At 69.5% G+C, this 17,843-nt stretch carries 19 protein-coding genes, 3 tRNA genes and 1 pseudogene; 17 read left to right on the top strand and 6 right to left on the bottom strand.

The genetic code is table 11. The features are described 5' to 3' along the window. Positions 1-7: 7 nt before the first annotated feature. Both JIG36_RS47285 and JIG36_RS47290 read left to right on the top strand, forming a co-directional pair. On the top strand, positions 8-1,000 hold the full coding sequence (locus tag JIG36_RS47285) for a TAXI family TRAP transporter solute-binding subunit (RefSeq protein WP_236049819.1): 993 nt from the start codon (positions 8-10) through the stop codon (positions 998-1,000). A 268-nt stretch (positions 1,001-1,268) separates the two neighbouring features. Next, positions 1,269-1,964 carry a DUF6745 domain-containing protein gene (locus JIG36_RS47290; protein WP_203383487.1) on the top strand — a complete coding sequence of 232 codons (696 nt, stop codon included), beginning with the start codon at positions 1,269-1,271 and terminating at the stop codon, positions 1,962-1,964. A gap of 211 nt (positions 1,965-2,175) precedes the next feature. Here the strand turns inward: JIG36_RS47290 and JIG36_RS47295 are convergent, their stop codons facing one another. Next, positions 2,176-2,511: a hypothetical protein gene (locus JIG36_RS47295; protein WP_203383488.1), complete on the bottom strand. Its 336-nt coding sequence runs from the start codon at positions 2,509-2,511 to the stop codon at positions 2,176-2,178. Positions 2,512-3,222: 711 nt separating this feature from the next. Between JIG36_RS47295 and JIG36_RS47300 the strand changes: the two genes are divergently transcribed. Further along, positions 3,223-3,294, top strand: a tRNA-Trp gene (locus JIG36_RS47300). A gap of 281 nt (positions 3,295-3,575) precedes the next feature. Here JIG36_RS47300 and JIG36_RS47305 read toward each other — a convergent pair. Then, positions 3,576-3,968 carry a VOC family protein gene (locus JIG36_RS47305; RefSeq protein ID WP_236049821.1) on the bottom strand — a complete coding sequence of 131 codons (393 nt, stop codon included), beginning with the start codon at positions 3,966-3,968 and terminating at the stop codon, positions 3,576-3,578. A 49-nt stretch (positions 3,969-4,017) separates the two neighbouring features. Here JIG36_RS47305 and JIG36_RS47310 point away from each other — a divergent pair. From JIG36_RS47310 to JIG36_RS47335, 6 genes and pseudogenes are all read left to right on the top strand, one after another. Further along, positions 4,018-4,089 (top strand) — tRNA-Met (locus tag JIG36_RS47310). Positions 4,090-4,093: 4 nt separating this feature from the next. Then, a tRNA-Arg gene (locus JIG36_RS47315) sits at positions 4,094-4,167 on the top strand. Between the two features lie 68 nt (positions 4,168-4,235). Then, positions 4,236-4,553 (top strand): annotated as a pseudogene (locus JIG36_RS54545) (ArsR/SmtB family transcription factor); the annotation flags it as partial. A 173-nt stretch (positions 4,554-4,726) separates the two neighbouring features. Next, positions 4,727-5,182: an SRPBCC family protein gene (locus tag JIG36_RS47325; protein WP_203383490.1), complete on the top strand. Its 456-nt coding sequence runs from the start codon at positions 4,727-4,729 to the stop codon at positions 5,180-5,182. Then, positions 5,175-5,600, top strand: coding sequence for a DUF6069 family protein (locus JIG36_RS47330; protein ID WP_203383491.1), 426 nt, complete (start codon positions 5,175-5,177; stop codon positions 5,598-5,600). The genes JIG36_RS47325 and JIG36_RS47330 overlap by 8 nt, the downstream gene beginning before the upstream one ends. Positions 5,601-5,694: 94 nt before the next feature. Further along, positions 5,695-6,384: an ArsR/SmtB family transcription factor gene (locus JIG36_RS47335; RefSeq protein ID WP_203383492.1), complete on the top strand. Its 690-nt coding sequence runs from the start codon at positions 5,695-5,697 to the stop codon at positions 6,382-6,384. Here JIG36_RS47335 and JIG36_RS47340 read toward each other — a convergent pair. Continuing rightward, positions 6,326-7,057, bottom strand: a complete 732-nt coding sequence (locus JIG36_RS47340) for a TetR/AcrR family transcriptional regulator (RefSeq protein WP_203383493.1) — start codon at positions 7,055-7,057, stop codon at positions 6,326-6,328. The two genes, JIG36_RS47335 and JIG36_RS47340, sit on opposite strands and share 59 nt — an antisense overlap. 27 nt (positions 7,058-7,084) lie before the next feature. Here JIG36_RS47340 and JIG36_RS47345 point away from each other — a divergent pair, with 27 nt between their 5' ends. Continuing rightward, complete coding sequence (locus JIG36_RS47345) at positions 7,085-7,915, top strand: alpha/beta fold hydrolase (protein WP_203383494.1); 831 nt, start codon at positions 7,085-7,087, stop codon at positions 7,913-7,915. On the opposite strand, the gene JIG36_RS47350 is transcribed toward JIG36_RS47345, so the two are convergent. Next, positions 7,899-8,678 (bottom strand): SDR family NAD(P)-dependent oxidoreductase, encoded by a 780-nt coding sequence (locus JIG36_RS47350; RefSeq protein ID WP_203383495.1) that lies wholly within the window; start codon positions 8,676-8,678, stop codon positions 7,899-7,901. The two genes, JIG36_RS47345 and JIG36_RS47350, sit on opposite strands and share 17 nt — an antisense overlap. A gap of 55 nt (positions 8,679-8,733) precedes the next feature. Between JIG36_RS47350 and JIG36_RS47355 the strand changes: the two genes are divergently transcribed. Further along, positions 8,734-10,482 carry a pyruvate dehydrogenase gene (locus JIG36_RS47355; RefSeq protein WP_438870809.1) on the top strand — a complete coding sequence of 583 codons (1,749 nt, stop codon included), beginning with the start codon at positions 8,734-8,736 and terminating at the stop codon, positions 10,480-10,482. On the opposite strand, the gene JIG36_RS47360 is transcribed toward JIG36_RS47355, so the two are convergent. Beyond that, the gene (locus JIG36_RS47360) at positions 10,479-11,486 is read right to left on the bottom strand and encodes a fatty acid desaturase family protein (protein WP_203383496.1); all 1,008 of its coding nucleotides are present in this window, start codon (positions 11,484-11,486) and stop codon (positions 10,479-10,481) included. The genes JIG36_RS47355 and JIG36_RS47360 overlap by 4 nt on opposite strands. A gap of 102 nt (positions 11,487-11,588) precedes the next feature. On the opposite strand from JIG36_RS47360, the gene JIG36_RS47365 reads away from it, so the two are divergent. Together JIG36_RS47365 and JIG36_RS47370 are read left to right on the top strand one after the other, a co-directional pair. Continuing rightward, on the top strand, positions 11,589-12,884 hold the full coding sequence (locus JIG36_RS47365; protein WP_203383497.1) for a sensor histidine kinase: 1,296 nt from the start codon (positions 11,589-11,591) through the stop codon (positions 12,882-12,884). Continuing rightward, positions 12,836-13,471, top strand: coding sequence for a response regulator (locus JIG36_RS47370; protein WP_203383498.1), 636 nt, complete (start codon positions 12,836-12,838; stop codon positions 13,469-13,471). Before JIG36_RS47365 ends, JIG36_RS47370 begins: the two co-directional genes overlap by 49 nt. A 6-nt stretch (positions 13,472-13,477) precedes the next feature. Here the strand turns inward: JIG36_RS47370 and JIG36_RS47375 are convergent, their stop codons facing one another. Further along, positions 13,478-14,404, bottom strand: coding sequence for an LLM class F420-dependent oxidoreductase (locus JIG36_RS47375; RefSeq protein WP_203383542.1), 927 nt, complete (start codon positions 14,402-14,404; stop codon positions 13,478-13,480). 263 nt (positions 14,405-14,667) lie between these two features. Between JIG36_RS47375 and JIG36_RS47380 the strand changes: the two genes are divergently transcribed. The 4 genes from JIG36_RS47380 (at position 14,668) to JIG36_RS47395 (ending at position 17,815) form a co-directional block, all read left to right on the top strand. Further along, positions 14,668-15,645 (top strand): ABC transporter substrate-binding protein, encoded by a 978-nt coding sequence (locus tag JIG36_RS47380; RefSeq protein ID WP_203383543.1) that lies wholly within the window; start codon positions 14,668-14,670, stop codon positions 15,643-15,645. Between the two features lie 56 nt (positions 15,646-15,701). Further along, complete coding sequence (locus tag JIG36_RS47385; protein ID WP_203383499.1) at positions 15,702-16,529, top strand: ABC transporter permease; 828 nt, start codon at positions 15,702-15,704, stop codon at positions 16,527-16,529. A 159-nt stretch (positions 16,530-16,688) separates the two neighbouring features. Next, positions 16,689-17,552, top strand: a complete 864-nt coding sequence (locus JIG36_RS47390; RefSeq protein WP_203383500.1) for an FAD binding domain-containing protein — start codon at positions 16,689-16,691, stop codon at positions 17,550-17,552. Beyond that, positions 17,543-17,815: a (2Fe-2S)-binding protein gene (locus JIG36_RS47395; protein WP_203383501.1), complete on the top strand. Its 273-nt coding sequence runs from the start codon at positions 17,543-17,545 to the stop codon at positions 17,813-17,815. Before JIG36_RS47390 ends, JIG36_RS47395 begins: the two co-directional genes overlap by 10 nt. Positions 17,816-17,843: the final 28 nt, after the last annotated feature.

The raw sequence follows: 17,843 nt of genomic DNA on the forward strand, positions 1-17,843 counted from the left end.
GAGACGAATGGCAGCTGTGGGCGCCGCGCTCGCCCTGGCCGGCGCGCTGACCGCCTGTGGGGGACGGCAGGACGCCGCCTCGACCGACGCGGGGGGTGAGGTGACGTGCGATGTGGCCAACGAGACGCGGATCGGGATCGCCACCGGCAACGCGACCGGTGTCTACTTCGCACTCGGCAACGCCTACGCCGAGCAGATCGGTGCGGCCGGCGGCAAGGTCAAGGCGACCGCGGCCGAGACCGGCGCCTCGGTGCAGAACATCCAGCAGCTCGTCGCCGGCACCTACGGGGTCGCGTTCTCGCTGGCCGACACCGCGGCCGACGCGGTCAACGGCACCGGCAGCTTCGACAGCAAGCAACCGGTCGCCGCGCTGGCCCGGATCCACACCAACTACACGCAGGTGATCGTCCGGAAGGCGGCCGGGATCAAGGACGTCGCCGGTATGAAGGGCAAGCGCGTCTCCACCGGTTCGCCGAAGTCGGGCACCGAGGTGATCGCGAACCGCCTGCTGACCGCGGCCGGGCTCGACCCCGCCAAGGACATCAGCGCCCAGAAGCTCGACCTGACCAAGACCGTCGACGGTATGAAGGACGGCTCGATCGACGCGCTGTTCTGGTCGGGCGGCCTGCCCACCCCCGGCATCACCGACCTGCTCACCACGTCGGGCGGCCAGGTCGCGTTCCTCGACATCACGCCGCTGCTGCCCGAGATGCAGAAGATCAACGAGGTGTACGAGACCGGGACCATCCCCGCCGCCACCTACAAGCTCGCCGCCGACACCCCGACCATCGTCGTCCCGAACATGCTGCTGGTGAAGAACGACCTCGACGCCAACGTCGCCTGCGTGCTGACCAAGACCCTGTTCGACCGTAAGCCGCAGCTGGAGCAGGCCAACGCCGCCGCCAAGGAGATCACCCTGGAGCAGGCCCGCAAGACCGATCCGGTGCCTTTGCACCGCGGCTCGGTCAAGGCCCTGGACGATCTCGGGGCACCCAAGTAGGTCCACCGGCACCCGCCGGCACCTTCTTCGGCGTCCGCCGGCACCTTCTTCGGCACCCGCCGGCACCTTCTTCGGCACCCGCCGGCACCTTCTTCGGCACCCGCCGGCACCTTCTTCGGCACCCGGATAACCGATGGACGACCGACCGGGCGGAAGGTCATCATGAACGCATGATGACCTTCTCTCGGAAGGGCGCGTGCGCCCTCGCGCTTTGATCGCGACCGCGCGGCGACAGGCCGCGCTCCGCAAAGAACTCTGGTCCCGGGCAGTGGAGATCCGCCGGGAGTGGCTCGACATCGGAACCACCACCAAACCGGTCGACCACGGCACCACCGAAGAGGCGATCGCCTCGGTCTATGCCCGGCACCGCCGTCGGCGCCCCGAATTCGTCTGGGTGACCTCGCCGCGGGCCGCGCTCGGACACCTCGACGGGTTGCCGGCTCACGAGGATCTGCGGACCCGGCTCAACGATCCGCCGCTGGCCAGTGACATCGCGGCCGGACTGTCCCGGCTGCGGAGCGCGCTGGAGGCCGACTACACGGAACCGCCCGCCGACCGGCCGGTGCCCAAGCGGAAGAAGGGCGAGACGTGGCCCGCGATGCCACCCGAACAGGCCCTGGAGATCGGGCTTCCGTTCCGCGAAGTGCTGCTCCGAGGCGTACGGGATGAGGTGTTCCGCCGCCTGTCCGCGGTCTACTTGCCGATCCGGGCGGCGCTCGGGCCGGTGCCGGTCGGGTGGTACGGAAACCAGGATGCCTACTGGATCGCCTATGCGGATGTGCTGCGGCGTACGGGCCTGGCTCCCGTACGGGAAACGCGTGAGTTCGAGGTGTGGGCCGCGCTCACCCGGTCGGGCGGCTGGTGGTGGCCCGGCGAACGCCGGTGTGTGCTGGTCGAACGTCCCGTGACCCTGCGGACCGACCCGCTGTTCGTCGAGTACGGCGACGGCTGGGCCGTGAGCTGATCCGTCGGCCCGGCGGCCCTCCCCGGGTCGCCGGGCCTGCTTTGTTCGCGGCTTCCTCCGGCCCTGCTTTGTTGCCGGTCGGCTGGCTTCCTCCGGCCTTGCTCTCCGGCCTTGCTCTCCGGCCTTGCTCTCCGGCCTTGCTCTCCGGCCTTGCTCTCCGGACCTGCTCTCCGGACCTGCTTCTGTTGTCGGACGGCTCATGACTGCTCGGTCAGCGCGCGCCCGGCGGGTCCGACAGCATCTCGATCACCGTCTCGACCCGCGCGGCGAGCACCGGATCAAGCTCCCCATCCACCCGTACGCTCACCACCGCGCTGCCCGGCGAGCGCGCCAGCCGCACCGTGACCGGCGGCGTGCCCTCGAGCGGGTAGTCGAACCAGCCGTCGTCCCGCTCGTCGTCGGTGGCGTCGAGCGCGCCGTCCAACGCGGACTCGTCGAGATCGTCGTACGGGTAATCGACGTAGTGGCTGACCAGCCGCATGAGCCGAACCACGTTGTTCTCGTGAACCCAGCCGCTGACGTTGCCCGACTCGAGACTCATACTCACGCGAACAGTCTAGAAGTCGCGTCCAAAAAGAATTGCGCTCGGGAATGGCAGGACCTATTGTTTGAGGAGTCCGCGAGAGCGCCGCACGAAAGGGGATCGAGATGATGTGGCATGGTGCCGCCATCGTCGGCCTTGGTGTGGGTGCCGCGGAGATGCGCGGGTCGTTCCGTGCTTGTGCGCCGCAGGCCCGAATGCGATACGCCGGCAGACGGCGATGGTCGGCCGGGAGCTGGCGACGCTCGACGAGTGGCTCAGATTTCTGAGGCCGTCGGTGCCTGCTTGGGCGCGGCCCGCCGCAGTGCCGGCTCGGGGCTGATCCGCCGAGCGGGGTAGGGGCGGAGCGCGGCGTCTCGACGTTTGTGCTGTTGGTCCTTGCTCCGCGGTGTCTTGCTGTTGCGCTGGTCCTTTGATCGGCGCAGGCGGGTCTCCGTCACTGTCTCGAGTGGTCTCTTTGGTCGTTGGTCAGGTGACCGTGGCGGCCGTGATCGTGGCTCAGGGGCAGGTGCTTCGCGAGCGTGCAGGATCACCACCGCGCGCTGGCGGCCAGGCAGATGCTGGATGGCGGCGAGGAAGGCCACGGTTGCCGCTCGGGGGCTCTCGATCGGCGGCCTGATCATTGCTCAGGGGTGGGTTGCGCCGGGCCGGACCGGGTTTCGGCGACGCTGATTGTGTCATTCTTGGAGCTTTCTTCGGCGTGCCGGAAATTGACTTATGGGCGTAGCTTAATGGTAGAGCGACGGATTCCAACTCCGTTAGGTGCGGGTTCGAGTCCTGCCGCCCGTGTTCTTCTCCGATCGACAATTTAATAGGTTCCACGGGGATGGGGCGACGGCTGATGCGGGCCGGCTGCGGCGGGTAGGGCGACCGCCGGGCTCGCTGGACGGGAATACTTGCGCTACCCGGCCAACGCGTCACGCCGCCGCCCCAGGGGCCACCCGCCCGGCCTGCTCTGTGGGCGGGTGCCGCGTGTCCCAGACGGTTCTCGGGCGAGCGTCGGGTGGTTATGGCCGTCGTTTGGGCGCGTGCCCTGGCCAAGCTGGCCGCGTGTCCTCGGTGTTGCCGGCCTACTCGTCGGCGTCGTCGCGGACCAGGCAGAACGGGTGGCCGGCGGGGTCGAACAGGACGCGTACGTGGGGTTGGGGCTGGTGGGTGCTGAGCGTGGCGCCCAGTGACTCGGCCTCGGTCGTGGCCTGGTCGAGGTCTCCGACCTGGAAGTCGAAGTGCATCATCGGGCGCTGGCTGCCCTTGGCCGGTGGCCAGGTGGGCGGCTCGTAGCCGGTCGCCTGCTGGAAGACGATGTAGTTCGAGCCGTCGGGGCGGGTGGCCAGGATCGAGGTGCCGGGCTCCTCGTGCACCAGCGGCCAGCCGGTCAGCTCCGCGTAGAACCGGGCCAGGGCGGCCGGGTCGGGCGCCTCCACGGCCATGCCCCACCACATGCCTGAGGTTCGTGACTGCATGAACCGACCCTAGAACCGGAAGCGGACGATCCGCTTCCTGAACGATCCCGTCGTCGTAGCTCAGCGGGAGAGCGCCGCCCTCATAAGGCGGAGGCCGGTGGTTCGAGACCACCCGACGACACGAAGCCCTCGTAGCGCAGCGGGACAGCGCGCCAGGCGGCGAACCTGGAGGCCGGGAGTTCGAATCTCTCCGAGGGCACTCAAGCACTTCATGATCCGTCGGTCGAAACGTTGAACTTGTTGGTTCAGTTTCGTAAGGTGAACCACATGGTTCAGCAAGAGGGTCTGGATCGGGTGTTCGCTTCGCTGGCGGACTCCACCCGCCGGGAGGTTCTGATCCGGCTCGGTGCGGGTCCGGCCACGATCGGGGAGCTCGCCGAACCGGCCGGCATCACCCTGACCGGCATGAAGAAGCACGTCCAGGTGCTGGAGGACGCCGGGCTGGTCGTCACCGAGAAGGTCGGCCGGGCCCGGCAGTGCCGTCTCGCGCCGGCGCCGCTCGACGACGCGATGGCGTGGATCAGCTTCTACCAGCGTTTGTGGGCCCGCCGTCTCGACGGTCTGGACGCGTACTTCACCCTGCGCCGCGGGCGCGACGAGACAAACCCGCACGGCGAGGAAAGCCCGCGCGACGAGGCCGGCCGGAACCGGGAGCGCGACCGGGCGGACCAGCGCGGCGGCTCCGGCGGGGCCGGCGAACGCCAGGAACAAGAGCACACGGAACAGCGCCGTGGGCGCGACGAGACGGAGTAGACACGATGACGCTTGAAATGCGGGTTACGCGGCAGCTTCCGGCCACGCCGGAGGAGGTCTTCGACGCGTACACCGACGCCGAGAAGCAGAAGATCTGGTTCAGCATCCTCGACGAGGAGCCGGGCATCGTCGAGATCGAGGTGGACCTGCGCGTCGGCGGCAAGCAGACCGCCGTCTGGGGTCCCGACAAGGACACGCTGTTCCACGAGGTGCAGACATTCCTCGAGATCGACCGCCCGCACCGCCTGGTGACCGAGTCGGTGGGCGGCGGTCCCGACGGTTTGGAGATGACCACGCGCGTCGAGGTCACGTTCGAGGCTGAAGGCGACGGCACATTGATGACCGTCGTGCAGAGCGGCTTCCCCGTGCCGGAGGTCCGCGACTTCTTCGTCGGCGAGGTCTGGCAGGGCGCGTTCGCCCGCATCGAAGCGTTCCTGAAGCGGGAGCAGTCGAATGCGTAGGGCCCCGGCCGTCATCGCCGCCGCCGTTGGCGCCGCGGTCATCGTCAACCTGGTCGTCTACGCGATCGGCCGGGCGGCCGGCGGCAGCTTCCGGTTCACCACCGACGGCACCCTCAACGAGGTCGACGCCGTTACCGTGGCCGGATTCTCCGCCGTACCGCTGCTGCTCGGCCTTTCGCTGGTAGCCCTGCTCTCACGTCTGGGCCCGTGGCTGACCCGGACGGCCGTGATCGTCGCCCCGGCGCTGGCCCTGGCCACGATCGTCGTCATGACGGTGCCGGCCGACCTCGACACCACGAGCACGATCACCCTGTCCCTCTGTCACGTGACCCTCGCCCCGATCAGTGTGGCCGCGGTGCTCGCCCTCGGCCGAGGTGGAAGAAGCCGAGCCGGGCGCGCCGAGCCTGTCAGCGCCTGACCCGAGAAGGATCGAACTGGGGGACCGCGGTAGAAGTAATACGGTGCGCCGACGGTTCGGTGACGGCCGAACTGGCGGCGGCTCAGAATGGGTTATGACCTCGGCTTCTGATCTTGCTTCGCTGGCCGGACTGCTGGCTGACGAGAGCCGCGCCGCCATGTGTCTGGCCCTGCTTGACGGGCGGGCCTGGACGGCGGGGGAGTTGGCCACGCACGTCGGGGTCGCGCCGTCCACGGCCACCGAACATCTGCACCGGCTGGTCAAGGGCGGCCTTCTCGCCGAGCGTAAGCAGGGGCGGCGCCGCTATGTGCAACTGGCCGACCCGGGCGCGGCGCAACTGGTCGAAGACCTGGCCGCGCGCCTGGAACCGGGGCCGCCCACGGTCACCGGGCTGCGGGCGGTCACGGCGTCGGCGGCGCTGCGGCGGGGGCGCACCTGCTACGACCACCTCGCGGGGCGGCTCGGGGTCGCCGTCACCGACGCCATGACCAGCCGGAAGATGCTGGATCAGGACGGCGGGTTCGCGCTCACGCCGTACGGGAAACAATGGCTTGTCTCGACGCTCGGGGTGACGCTCGAAGGTGGACGCAGGCCGGTGGCGCGGGCCTGTCTGGACTGGACCGAGCGCCGGCACCATCTGGCGGGCGTGGCGGGGGCGAGGCTGTGCGAGACCTTTCTCGCAAGGCGTTGGGTGACCCGGATCGGCACGGGGCGCGCGGTGCGGCTCACCCCTGAGGGCCGGGACGCGCTGCGGACCCACCTGGGCGTGGATCGTCTGGACTGAGGCCCAGCCCGGCGGCCAGGACGTCGACCGCTGCCATCAGGCCGGCGAACGGCGCCTCCCGCCAGTCCGCGGTGACCGGGGGCAGCGCGGTCGAGAGCGGATAGCGTTCGGCGAAGTCGGGGATCGCGGTCGCCCGGGCCACCCAGGCCTCCTCGTCGGCGGCTGTCAGGTGCTGATAGGCGGCGGCCGTCTGCGCGGTGGCCCGGGTGGTCGCGTAGAGCATGGTGACGGCCGGCGCCCGCATCACCGGGTCGACTCCGAGCCGGTCGAGGATGCCGAGCAACGACTCCATCCAGTCCTGCTCGTTGGGGCCCTGGCTGCTCCGCGCCCACGACCGCTCGGTCAGCCACGGGTGGGCCAGATAGACCTCGTAGAGCGCGGTCGCCCACGCGCGTAGGTCGCCCGGCGCAGGAGCCGGCAGAGGGGCGGCGTGGTCCTGCATCAGCGCGAGCAGGTTCTCCTTGTCGCCCACGTACGGATACAGCGCCATCGCCGTCTTGTCGAAGCGCGCGGCCACGGCCCGGGTGGACACGGCGTCCAGCCCGGAGGTGTCCGCGATGGCGATGGCCGTGTCGAGGATGTCGTCCAGGTCGAGCTGCTGGCGTGGCCCGCGGCGGGGCGTGGGCAGGGTCAGCCCACGGTGCCGCCAGAGCCGTGCGAGATGAGGATCCATAACCCCTGACAGTGTATAGTGTTTTGCATGCCTACCGCGATACTGCACGACGGATCCACGATCGAGGTCCAGATCCAGGGCAGCGGCCCCGCCATCCTCGCCCCCGTGAGCACGAGGCTGATCGAGGGGGAGCAGGCCGACACCATGCGGGCCTGGGGCGCCGACCCCCACCTGGGCCACACCCTCGCCACCGGCTTGGCCGAGGCCGGGTTCCGGGTGGTCACCGCCGACTACGAGGGCCACCTCAACGACCACCCCGCTCCCCTCACCCTGACCGCCGACGCCGTGGCGGCCGACCTGCTGGCCATCGCCGACGCGGGCGGGGCGGACAGGTTCGCCTACTACGGCTATTCCTGGCTCGCCCTCTCCGGGCTGCAACTGGCCCTCCGTACGGATCGGCTGACCGCCCTCGCCATGGGTGGTTTCCCGCCGATCGACGGCCCCTACGAGGCGATGCTCGCGGTCACCAAGACGGCCCACCGCATGGCGCTCGACCCGCCGCCCCCGCCGGCCGGGGAGGCCACGCCGGGTGACTGGGATTCCGTGGCGTTCACCCAGACACCCGACCAGACGCGGCAGTTCGTGACGCTCTACGAGTCGCTGCGCGGTTTCGACGACAGCAAGGTGCGCCTCGACATCCCGCGCCTCGCCTTCGCCGGCGCCAACGACAACATCCGGTACGGCGAGGCCTGGGACAACGCGTACGTGGCCTTGGCCGAGCCGCTGAAAACACACGAGAGCGAGCTCACGACGTACGGATGGGAAGTGCAGGTGATCCCCGACGCCGATCACATGGTGGCGATGCAGGCGGCGCAGGTGCTGCCGATCCTGATCAAGTGGCTCAGGTCGTCACTTTGAGCCAGCCCCCGTCGACGTAGTAGGTCGACCCGACCGAGTACGCCGCGCGCGAGGAGCAGAGGAAGACGAAGAAGTCGGCGACCTCCTCGGGCGTGGCGAACCGGCCGATCGGCGCGTTGTCGTCGGCGATCTTCTGGAGGTACTGCTCCCAGGTCTGGTCGGTGCCCTCGGTCAGCGACTTCGCCGTCTTGATCCAGTCCCCGGTCATGACCAGGCCCGGGTTGACCGCGTTGACCCGGATGTTGTCGCCGATCAGCTCGTTGGCCAGGCACTTCGAGAACATCACGAGGGCCGCCTTGGTGGTGTTGTAGATCGGCTCGTAGCCCAGCGGCTGGGTGGCGCAGATCGACGCGTTGTGCAGGATCACGCCCCCGCCGCGGGACTTCATCTGGGGCGCGATCGTGCGGGCGAGCCGGACGGCCGCCATCACGTGCAGATCCCAGTAGAACTGCCACCGGTCGTCGGAGGCGGTGAGAATTTTCTCCTCGCTGCCGGTGCCGGCGTTGTTGATCAGGATGTCGGCCCCGCCGAACTCGGCCGCCACCGCCTCGGCGACCCGGTCGGCCGCGTCCGGCTCGATCAGGTCGACGGGAACGGTCAGGGCGCCGGGCAGGGTCTTGGCGACGGCATCGAGGCGGGAACGGTCGCGGGCGACGAGCACGACCCGGGCCCCCTCGGCGGCGAGAGCGCGCGCGATCGCCTCACCGATCCCGGCGTTCCCTCCGGTGACCACGGCCACCTTGTCTGTGAGATGCAGATCCATCCTGTTCTCCGTTCGCACAATCGGGTACTCCCAGCACGTTCGCACGAAGAGGGGGGTGCTGGGGTTGTTCGGGAAGTCCAAGACCGTCGCCGACCAGTTGGTCGAGGTGCTGGTGCAGGCGGGCGTGGAGCGGATCTACGGGATCGTCGGGGACAGCCTCAACGCGCTGTCCGACGCGATCCGCCGCAACGACGCCATCGAGTGGGTCCACGTGCACAACGAGGAGTCGGCCGCGTTCATGGCCGCCGCCGAGGCCCAGGTCACCGGCAGACTGGCCGTCTGCGCGGGCAGCTGCGGCCCGGGCAACACGCACCTGATCCAGGGCGTCTTCGACGCGCACCGCTCGGCCGCGCCGGTGCTGGCGATCGCCTCGCACATCGTCTCGACCGAGATCGGCACCGGCTTCTTCCAGGAGACCGACCCCAAGCGCCTGTTCGAGCAGGCTAGCCACTGGACCGAGCTGGTCTCGTCACCCGAGCAGATGCCGCGGATGGCCCGGATCGGCATCCAGCAGGCGGTCGGCCTGCGCGGGGCGGCCGTGCTGGTGCTGCCGGGCGACGTGCTCGAGGCCGACGCGACCAACGACACCGGCACCGGAAGCCCGGTGGCCGGGCCGGTGCTGGGCACGCCGCCCGACGACGTGATCGCGGAGCTGGCCGAGCGGATCAACGCGGCCGGCACGGTGGCGATCTTCGGGGGGATCGGCGCCGCCGGGGCCCGGGCCGAGCTGCTGGAGCTGGCCGAGCTGGTGGGCGCCCCGATCGGGCACTCGCTGCGCGGCAAGGAGGCGTTGCAGTACGACAACCCGTACGACGTGGGCATGTCGGGTCTGCTCGGCTATGGCGCCTGCTACCAGGCGACCCACGAGGCCGACCTGCTCCTGCTGCTCGGCACCGACTTTCCGTACCGGCAGTTCCTGCCCCAGAAGAACACCGTCCAGATCGACCTCGACCCGTCCCGGCTGGGCCGCCGCACCGCCCTCGACCTGGGCGTGGCCGGAGACGTCGGAGCCACGCTGCGGGCCCTGATCCCCCGGCTGGAGCGCAAGGATCACAAGTTCCTCCACAAGATGCTCGGGAAGCACGTGGATGAGCTCGAGCGCGTCGTGGGGGCGTACACGGAAAAGGTCGAAGATCTGGTGCCGATCCACCCCGAGTACGTGGCCTCGATCCTGGACGAGGAGGCCGCCGAGGACGCCGTGTTCACCGCCGACACCGGCATGTGCACGAGCTGGGCCGCGCGCTACATCACGCCCAACGGCCGGCGCCGCGTGCTGGGCTCGTTCGTGCACGGGACCATGGCCAACGCGCTGCCGCACGCACTCGGTGCCGCCAAGGTCGACCCGTCCCGCCAGGTGATCTCGATGAGCGGCGACGGCGGGCTCGCCATGCTGCTCGGGGAGCTGCTCACCGCCAAGCTGCACAACCTGCCGGTCAAGGTGGTCGTGTTCAACAACTCCAGCCTCGGCATGGTGCGCCTGGAGATGCTGGTGGCGGGCGATCCGCCGTACGAGACCGACCACGACCACGTCGACTTCGCGGCCATCGCGCGGGCGGCCGGGCTGCACGCCGTACGGGTGGAGAAGCCCACCGACGTACGGGGTGCCCTGCGGGACGTGCTCGACCACGACGGACCGGCGCTGCTCGACGTGGTCACCGACCCGGACGCGCTGGAGATCCCGCCGCACATCACCAAGGAGGAGGCGGCCGGATTCGCGCTCGCCGCCGGACGGTCGGTCATGTCCGGCGGCGTCGGTCAGATGCTGCACCTGGCGCGAACCAACCTGCGCAACATCCCGCGTTAGCTCCTGGACGACGCGCGGAGGTCGGCGCCGACGTCGTGCAGGTGGGCCAGGGCCTGCCGGTACGAATCGGTGAGACTCGTCATCTCGTACGGGACCCCGATCTCCGCGCAGTACCGCTGCACGATCGGCTGGGCCTTGGGCAGGTTCGGGGTCGGCATGGCCGGGAACAGGTGGTGCTCGATCTGGTAGTTGAGCCCGCCCAGCGCCGCGTCGACAAATCGCCCGCCGTGCACGTTGCGCGAGGTCAGCACCTGCTTGCGCAGAAAGTCCTCGCTGCCGTCGGGGTGCGGCATGCCCTTGTGGTTGGGCGCGAACGTCATGCCCAGATAGACCCCGAAGATCGCCTGGTGCACCACGAGGAAGGCCAGCGCCTGCAGCGGGCTCAGCACGAGGACCAGCGCGGCGACGTAGCCGATGAGGTGCACGCCGATCAGCGCGGCCTCCAGCGGCTTCTTCTTCTCGTTGATCCAGCGGAGGCTGTCCCGCTTGAGTGACAACCCGAGCAGGGTGAGCAGCGGGAAGAAGAAGTACGCCTGGTAGCGGGTCAGGAACCCCTTGCCCCGGGCCGCCTCCCGCGACCACACCAGCACGCCCGGCCCGACGTCCGGGTCCAGATCGTCATGGTTCGGGTTGGCGTGGTGCTTGGTGTGCTTGTCCATCCAATAGCCGTACGACATGCCGATCGCCAGGTTGCCCGCGATCAGCCCGGCCCGGGCGCTCGGCTTGTTGGTGCGGAACACCTGCCGGTGTGCCAGGTCGTGCGCGACCAGCGCCGTCTGCGCGAACACCACGGCCAGGAACGCGGCCACGGCCAGCGTCCACCACGAGGCGCCGATCGCGAAGAACGTCGCCCAGCCGCCGATCAGCGCGCCCGCGACCAGGCCGAGCCGCAGGACGTAGTACCCGGGCCGCCGGCGCAGCAGACCCGCCGCGTTGATCCGCCGGCCCAGCTCCGCGAAGTCGCTTCCGGCCGTCGTGCGCGGCCGTTCTGCCATCGTCGTCATGCCACAAATCAGACCCTGCGGCCACCCTCAAGGTCAGGAGTGCAGGAACCCCTCCGGTTGGTAGGGCTAGCACTACTGAGTTGGCGGCGCCGGTGGGTCAGGATGAGAAGCGTGGAGACGAGAGACTGGATTCGTGACGGGCTGCGATCAGTGGCGGCCGGGGCGCTCTCGATCGTGCTCGCGATCCTGAACATCCCGCTCTTCGCCCTGTTCGTGGTGTCGCTGGCGCTCACCCCGGTGCTCGGCATCGGGCTGGTCGCGCTGCCCGGGGTGACCGCGCTGATCCGCCTGAAGGCCGACCTGGCCCGCCGCGTCGCCGGCTGGCACGGCGTGACGATCACGCGGCCCTACCGGCCGTTGCCCGCGGGTGTGGGCCCGGTCGGGTGGAAGCGCTACCGGTGGATCGTCACCGACCCGGCCACCTGGCGTGACTTCGCGTGGCTGCTGCCCGGGGCGGTCGGCGGGCTCGTGCTCGGGATCCTCACCATCGCGATCCCGCTCTACGGCGTGCAGGGCATCGTGCTGCTGCCGCTCTGGCTCTACCTCGGCACCGACTGGTACGGCTACGGCGTCAACTGGCCCATCGAGAGCGTCGGCGAGGGTTTCCTCTCGCTGCCCCAGGGCCTGGCCTTCCTCGCGCTGGGCATGGTCGTCGCGCCCTGGCTGCGCCGCGTCGACGGGCTGTTCGCCAAGCTGTTCCTGGCCCCCACCCGCGCCGCCGAGCTGCGCCTGCGGGTCACCCAGCTCACCGTCACCCGGGCCGACACGGTCGACGCCCAGGCCGCCGAGCTGCGCCGCATCGAACGCGACCTGCACGACGGCGCCCAGGCCCGGCTGGTGTCGCTGGGCATGGCCATCGGGCTCGCCGAGGAACTGGTCGACCGCGACCCGCAGACCGCCCGCAAGCTGCTGGCCGAGGCGCGCGAGAACAGCTCCACCGCGCTGGTCGAGCTGCGCCACCTCGTACGCGGAATTCACCCGCCCGTGCTGGCCGAGCGTGGCCTCGACGGCGCCGTGCGGGCGCTCGCGCTGACCTCGGTGATCCCCACCACAGTGGACTCCGACGTCACCGGCCGGCTCGAGACACCGGTGGAATCGGCCGCCTACTTCGCGGTCGCCGAAGCCCTGGCCAACGTGCAGCGTCACAGCGCCGCCACCTTCGCCTACGTGAGCATGCACCGCGAGGGCGACCTGCTGCGCCTCGAAGTCGGCGACGACGGCCACGGGGGCGCCGACAAGACGAACGGCACGGGCCTGGCCGGAATGGAACGCCGCCTCGCCGCCTTCGATGGCACGATGACCCTGTCCAGCCCGCCGGGCGGACCGACCATCGTGACCATGGAGCTGCCGTGCGCGTCGTCATCGCCGAGGACCATGCTCTCCTCCGGGACGGACTGACCCGGATCCTGGAGGCGTTCGACTTCGAGGTCGTCTCGGTGGTCGACCGCGGGCCCGACGTGCTGCCCACGCTGCTTGACTGCAAGCCCGACGTGGCCGTGCTCGACGTGCGCCTGCCACCCACGTTCACCGACGAGGGGCTTCAAGCGGCCATTTCCGTACGCCGTGAGGTCCCCGGCCTGCCCATCCTGGTGCTCTCGCAGCACGTCGAACCGCTCTATGCCCGCGAGCTGCTCTCCGACCGGCGCGGCGCGGTGGGCTACCTGCTCAAGGACAGGGTCTCCGACGTGGCCCAGTTCATCGACGCGGTGCAGCAGGTGGCCGGCGGCGGCACGGTCATGGACCCCGAGGTGGTGGCCCGGCTGCTCGACCGTTCCCGGCCGGTCGACGTGCTCACCACCCGCGAGCGTGAGGTGCTGGGCGAGATGGCGTCGGGGCGCTCCAACGCGGCGATCGCGGCCAAGCTCTACGTCACCGAGAAGGCCGTCAGCAAGCACATCAACAACATCTTCACGAAGCTCGGGTTGCCGCCTTCGGAGGACGACAACCGCCGTGTGCTGGCCGTGCTCGCCTATCTGGACAGCTGACGGCTCTTACAGATGCGGCAGGACCTCGGACGCGATCAGGTCGATGTGGTCGAGGTCTTCCATCTCGATGATCCGCAGGTGGACCCGGGTGGCGCCGATCTCGCGCATCTCGTGGATCCGCTCGACCAGCCGGGCCGGGGAGCCGACTACCGGGTCTTCCGGCGGCAGCGCGCTCTTGACGTGCAGGGGAGCGGCCCGGCGCTCGGCCTCGGCATCCGTACGGCCCAGCGCCACCACGATGCCGGCCGACAGGGTCAGCGGTTCCGCGCGGTCCACGTTCGCCGACGCCTCGCGCACACGATCGAACGCCGCGGCGGTCTCGGCCACCGTCTTGAACGGCATGTTGAACTCGTCGGCGTAGCGGGCTGCGAGCTCCGGCGTACGGCGTGGGCCCTTGCCCCCGACGATGATCGGCGGATGCGGCCGCTGCACGGGCCGGGGCAGCGCGTGGGCGTCCATCAGCTGGTAATGCTTGCCGTCGAACGAGTAGGTCTCGCCGTCGGCCGTTCCCCACAGACCGGTGAGGATCTCGAGCTGCTCCTCGAGCCGGTCGAAACGCTCGCCGACCGGGGGGAACGGGATCCCGTACGCGGTGTGTTCGCGCTCGACCCAGCCCGCGCCCATGCCGAGCTCGACCCGGCCGCCGCTCATCTGGTCGACCTGCGCCACGATGATCGAAAGTGGACCCGGAAGACGGAATGTGGCGGAGTTCACCATCGTGCCGATCCGCAGCGTTTTCGTCTCGCGGGCCAGTCCGGCCAGCGCCACCCAGGCGTCGGTCGGGCCCGGCAACCCCGGGTCAGGGGTCAGTGCCCGATAGTGATCGGCGCGGAGAAGTCCCTCGTAACCAGCGTCTTCGGCATGCCGGGCGAACCTCAGCTGGGTGTCATAAGAGGCACCCCGGTGGGGCTCGATGAACAGACAGACGCGCATCATCGACCCCAATAGACGCTGTTCGGACGCATAGCGGCTCATCATGATCCATCGTGAGAGATACGTCTACTTCGGGGTTTGAGACGAACTTGTCATCGATGCATGTGCCAGTTTGCCCTACGATCCCCGGTCGGGGCACCCCTGTCCCACGTTCGACCCCTTAGGCCTCGGCGCGCCATTTGCCTCGATGCCCTGCTGGAAGGATCACGGTGCAGAGAAGGACCCTCGTTCGTTCCGTTGTCGCCGGTGCGCTCGCCCTCACCATGAGCGCGGCCGCCGGGTGCAGCGACGACTCGGCTGACGGCGACGGTGGCTCCGGCGCGTCGCTCGAGAAGATCACTTACCTGACCTCGTTCGGCACGTTCGGACGCGACTCCTACGCGTACGTCGCCCTCGAGAAGGGCTACTTCAAGGACGCCGGTTTCGACGTCGAGATCAAGCCCGGCGCCGGCTCCGGCGAGGGCATCAAGAACATCGTGTCGGGCACCGCCCAGTTCACGCCGATCGACCTCACCGGTGGCCTCATCGCGGCCGGCGGCAAGGACAAGACCACCGGTTTCACCGCGGTGGCGGCGATCCAGCAGCGCACGATGTCGGCGATCATCTCGCTCGAGGGCAACGGCATCAACTCGCCCAAGGACCTCGAGGGCAAGACCATCATGGACGCACCCGGCTCGGTGGTGCGCACGCTCTTCCCGACGTACGCCAAGCTGGCGAACATCGACGACAAGAAGGTCACCTTCCAGAACGGGCAGGCCCAGACCCTGATCGGCACGCTCGCGTCGGGCAAGGTCCCCAGCATCGGCCAGTTCGTGGTGGGCAAGCCGACCGTCGAGACGGTCGCCAAGAAGAACGCCGTCGTGCTGCCCTACAGCGACTACCTGCAGGACCTCTACGGCAACGTGCTGATCACGTCGACCAAGTACGCGACGGACAACCCCGAGAAGGTCAAGAAGTTCACCGAGGCGCTGCTCAGGGGCCTCTCGGACTCCATCGAGAACCCGACCGAGGCCGGCACGATCATGGCCAAGTACGTCCAGACGGCCAAGCCCGAGGGCGTCGCGGCCGAGCTGCAGCTGATGGGCCCGTACGTGAAGTCGGCCGCGGCCGGCATCCCGGTCGGCGCGCTCGACGCCGAGCGGGTCGCGCGGTCCATCGCCATCCTGCAGGGCTCCGGCCAGATCGACCCGGGCCTCAAGCCCGAGCAGGTCATCAACTTCGATCTGACCCCCAAGGCCTGATCGTTCTTCAGCGAGCAGGGGCACGCCGGCAACGGCGTGCCCCTTGAGGAGCACCGGTGCACGACACCCTGACACCCCCGACGGAGGCCGCAGTGGCCCGCCCCACCCGCCCGGCGCGGCGGTTCTCTCCCGGCGTGGTGGCCTGGCCGGTGTTCGGCATCGTCCTGACCGTGGCGGTCTGGTGGGCGGTCGTCGAGATCTTCGACATCCAGTCGATCATCCTGCCGTCACCGGTCGGGGTCGCCGAGAGCTTCGGCACCTACCCCGACCTGCTGCTCAGCACCACCTGGGACACCGTCCGGGTCACGCTGATCGGGTTCGGCCTGTCGATCGTCATCGGCGTCGCCCTGGGCACGGCGATCGCCGCCTGGAAGCCGTTCGAGCGCGCGTTCGGCCCGCTGCTGGTCGCCCTCAACGCCGTCCCCAAGGTCGCGATCGCCCCGCTGATGATCGCCTGGTTCGGTTTCGGCACCAAGCCCGTCCTGGCCATGGCCTTTCTGCTGTGCTTCTTCCCGATCGTGCTCTCCACCGCGACCGGCCTGACCAGCACACCGGCCGACCTGGCGGAGCTGGCGCGCTCGCTCGACGCCACCCGGGTCCAGACCTTCCTGCGCGTACGGGTCCCGGCCGCCCTGCCCCAGATCTTCGTCGGCCTGAAGCTGGCGATGCCGTTGGCCGTCATCGGCGTAGCGGTGGGCGAGATGCAGTCCGGCAGCGTCGACGAGGGCCTGGGCACGATCATCGTCCAGACCGCAGGCCAGGGCGACACCGCCACCGCGTTCGCGGCCCTGACCTTGATGGCGATCGTCAGCATCATCCTGTACTACGCGATCGTCTGGATCGAGCGCCTGGCCCTCCCGTGGGTCCGCGGCACCACTGCCTAGCGTCCGGTTACGGCGGTCCGCTTCTGCGGCGCCCCGCCCAGATCCACATCCTTCCGTCGATGAATCACCGTTCCGGTGAAACCCTGTCCTCGATAGAGTTCTCAGGTTTCAACCGGTGGTTTTGGTCGATGCACCCCCGCGTTCGGGAGGAGCGATGCGATGAAGACGGCAACCGTTGAATACATTGATGCGAGAAGCATCGGCGAGGTCATCGCCGTGCTGGCCGATGGCCGGACGTCTGTGCTGGCCGGCGGCCAGAGCCTGATCCCGGCGGTGACGCGCCCCGGCGCGCCGCCGTGCCGGCTGGTGGACATCAACCGGGTTGACGGACTCGGCACTCTGACCGAGACGGACGGATACCTGCACGTCGGAGCGTTGATCCGGCACCGCACGTTCGAGTCCGACACGATCGGCGGACCGCTCGGTGAGTTGCTGCGGGTCGTGGTGCGCCACATCGGGCATCCACCCATCCGGGCCCGAGGGACGATGCTCGGCAGTCTCGCGTATGCGCACCCGGCGGCCGAGTGGCCGGCGGTAGCGGTGACCCTCGGGGCACGTCTGGTGCTGCACGGCCCGGACGGGCGTCGGACTGTTCCGGCGGAAGACTTTTTCACCGCCCCGTTCACCACCGCCCGCCGGCCCGAAGAACTGCTGGTCGAGGCGCAACTACCCGTGTTGCCCGCCGGGACCGGCATCGGCTATGCGGAGGACCGGCGTACGTCGATCTTCCCGCACGCGGCGGCGATGGCGGCGGTCACGGTGACCGACGGCGTGGTCAGCTCGGCGGCGATCTGCCTGGTGAACTCGGGGCCGTACCCGGTGCGGGCCGGTGCCGCCGAAAGCGCGCTGCTGGGGACCACATTTTCCGACACCGCCATCGCCGTGACCGCGGAGACCGCGGCTCAGCAGGACGTCCGTCTGCTCGATGACGACGCCAACCAGCCGAAACAGCGGCGCGCCTTCCAGGTCCTGGCCGGCCGCGCGCTCCGTCACGCCCGGGAAAGAGCCGGCCGATGCGAGTGACGCTGACCGTGGACGGAACGCGTCACGATCTCGATGTCGAAACCAACCGCGTCCTCGCCGACGTGCTGGGAAGGGAGTGCGGCGCTTCCCACTGCCGGGTCGCGTGCCCGGACGGCACCTGCGGCCTCTGCGCCGTGGCGGTGGACGGCGACACCATCCGTTCCTGTCTGATGCTGGCCGTGCAGGCCCGAGGCTCCGAGGTCAGCACGCTCGGCCACCATCGTTCGCCGAAGCAGCGATCAGCCCCACAACAGACCCCGTAGCGGCGGTCACGAAATCGGTTGCCGGCGC

The sequence above is a fragment of the Paractinoplanes ovalisporus genome, from assembly GCF_016834655.1.
GTDB lineage: Bacteria > Actinomycetota > Actinomycetes > Mycobacteriales > Micromonosporaceae > Actinoplanes > Actinoplanes ovalisporus.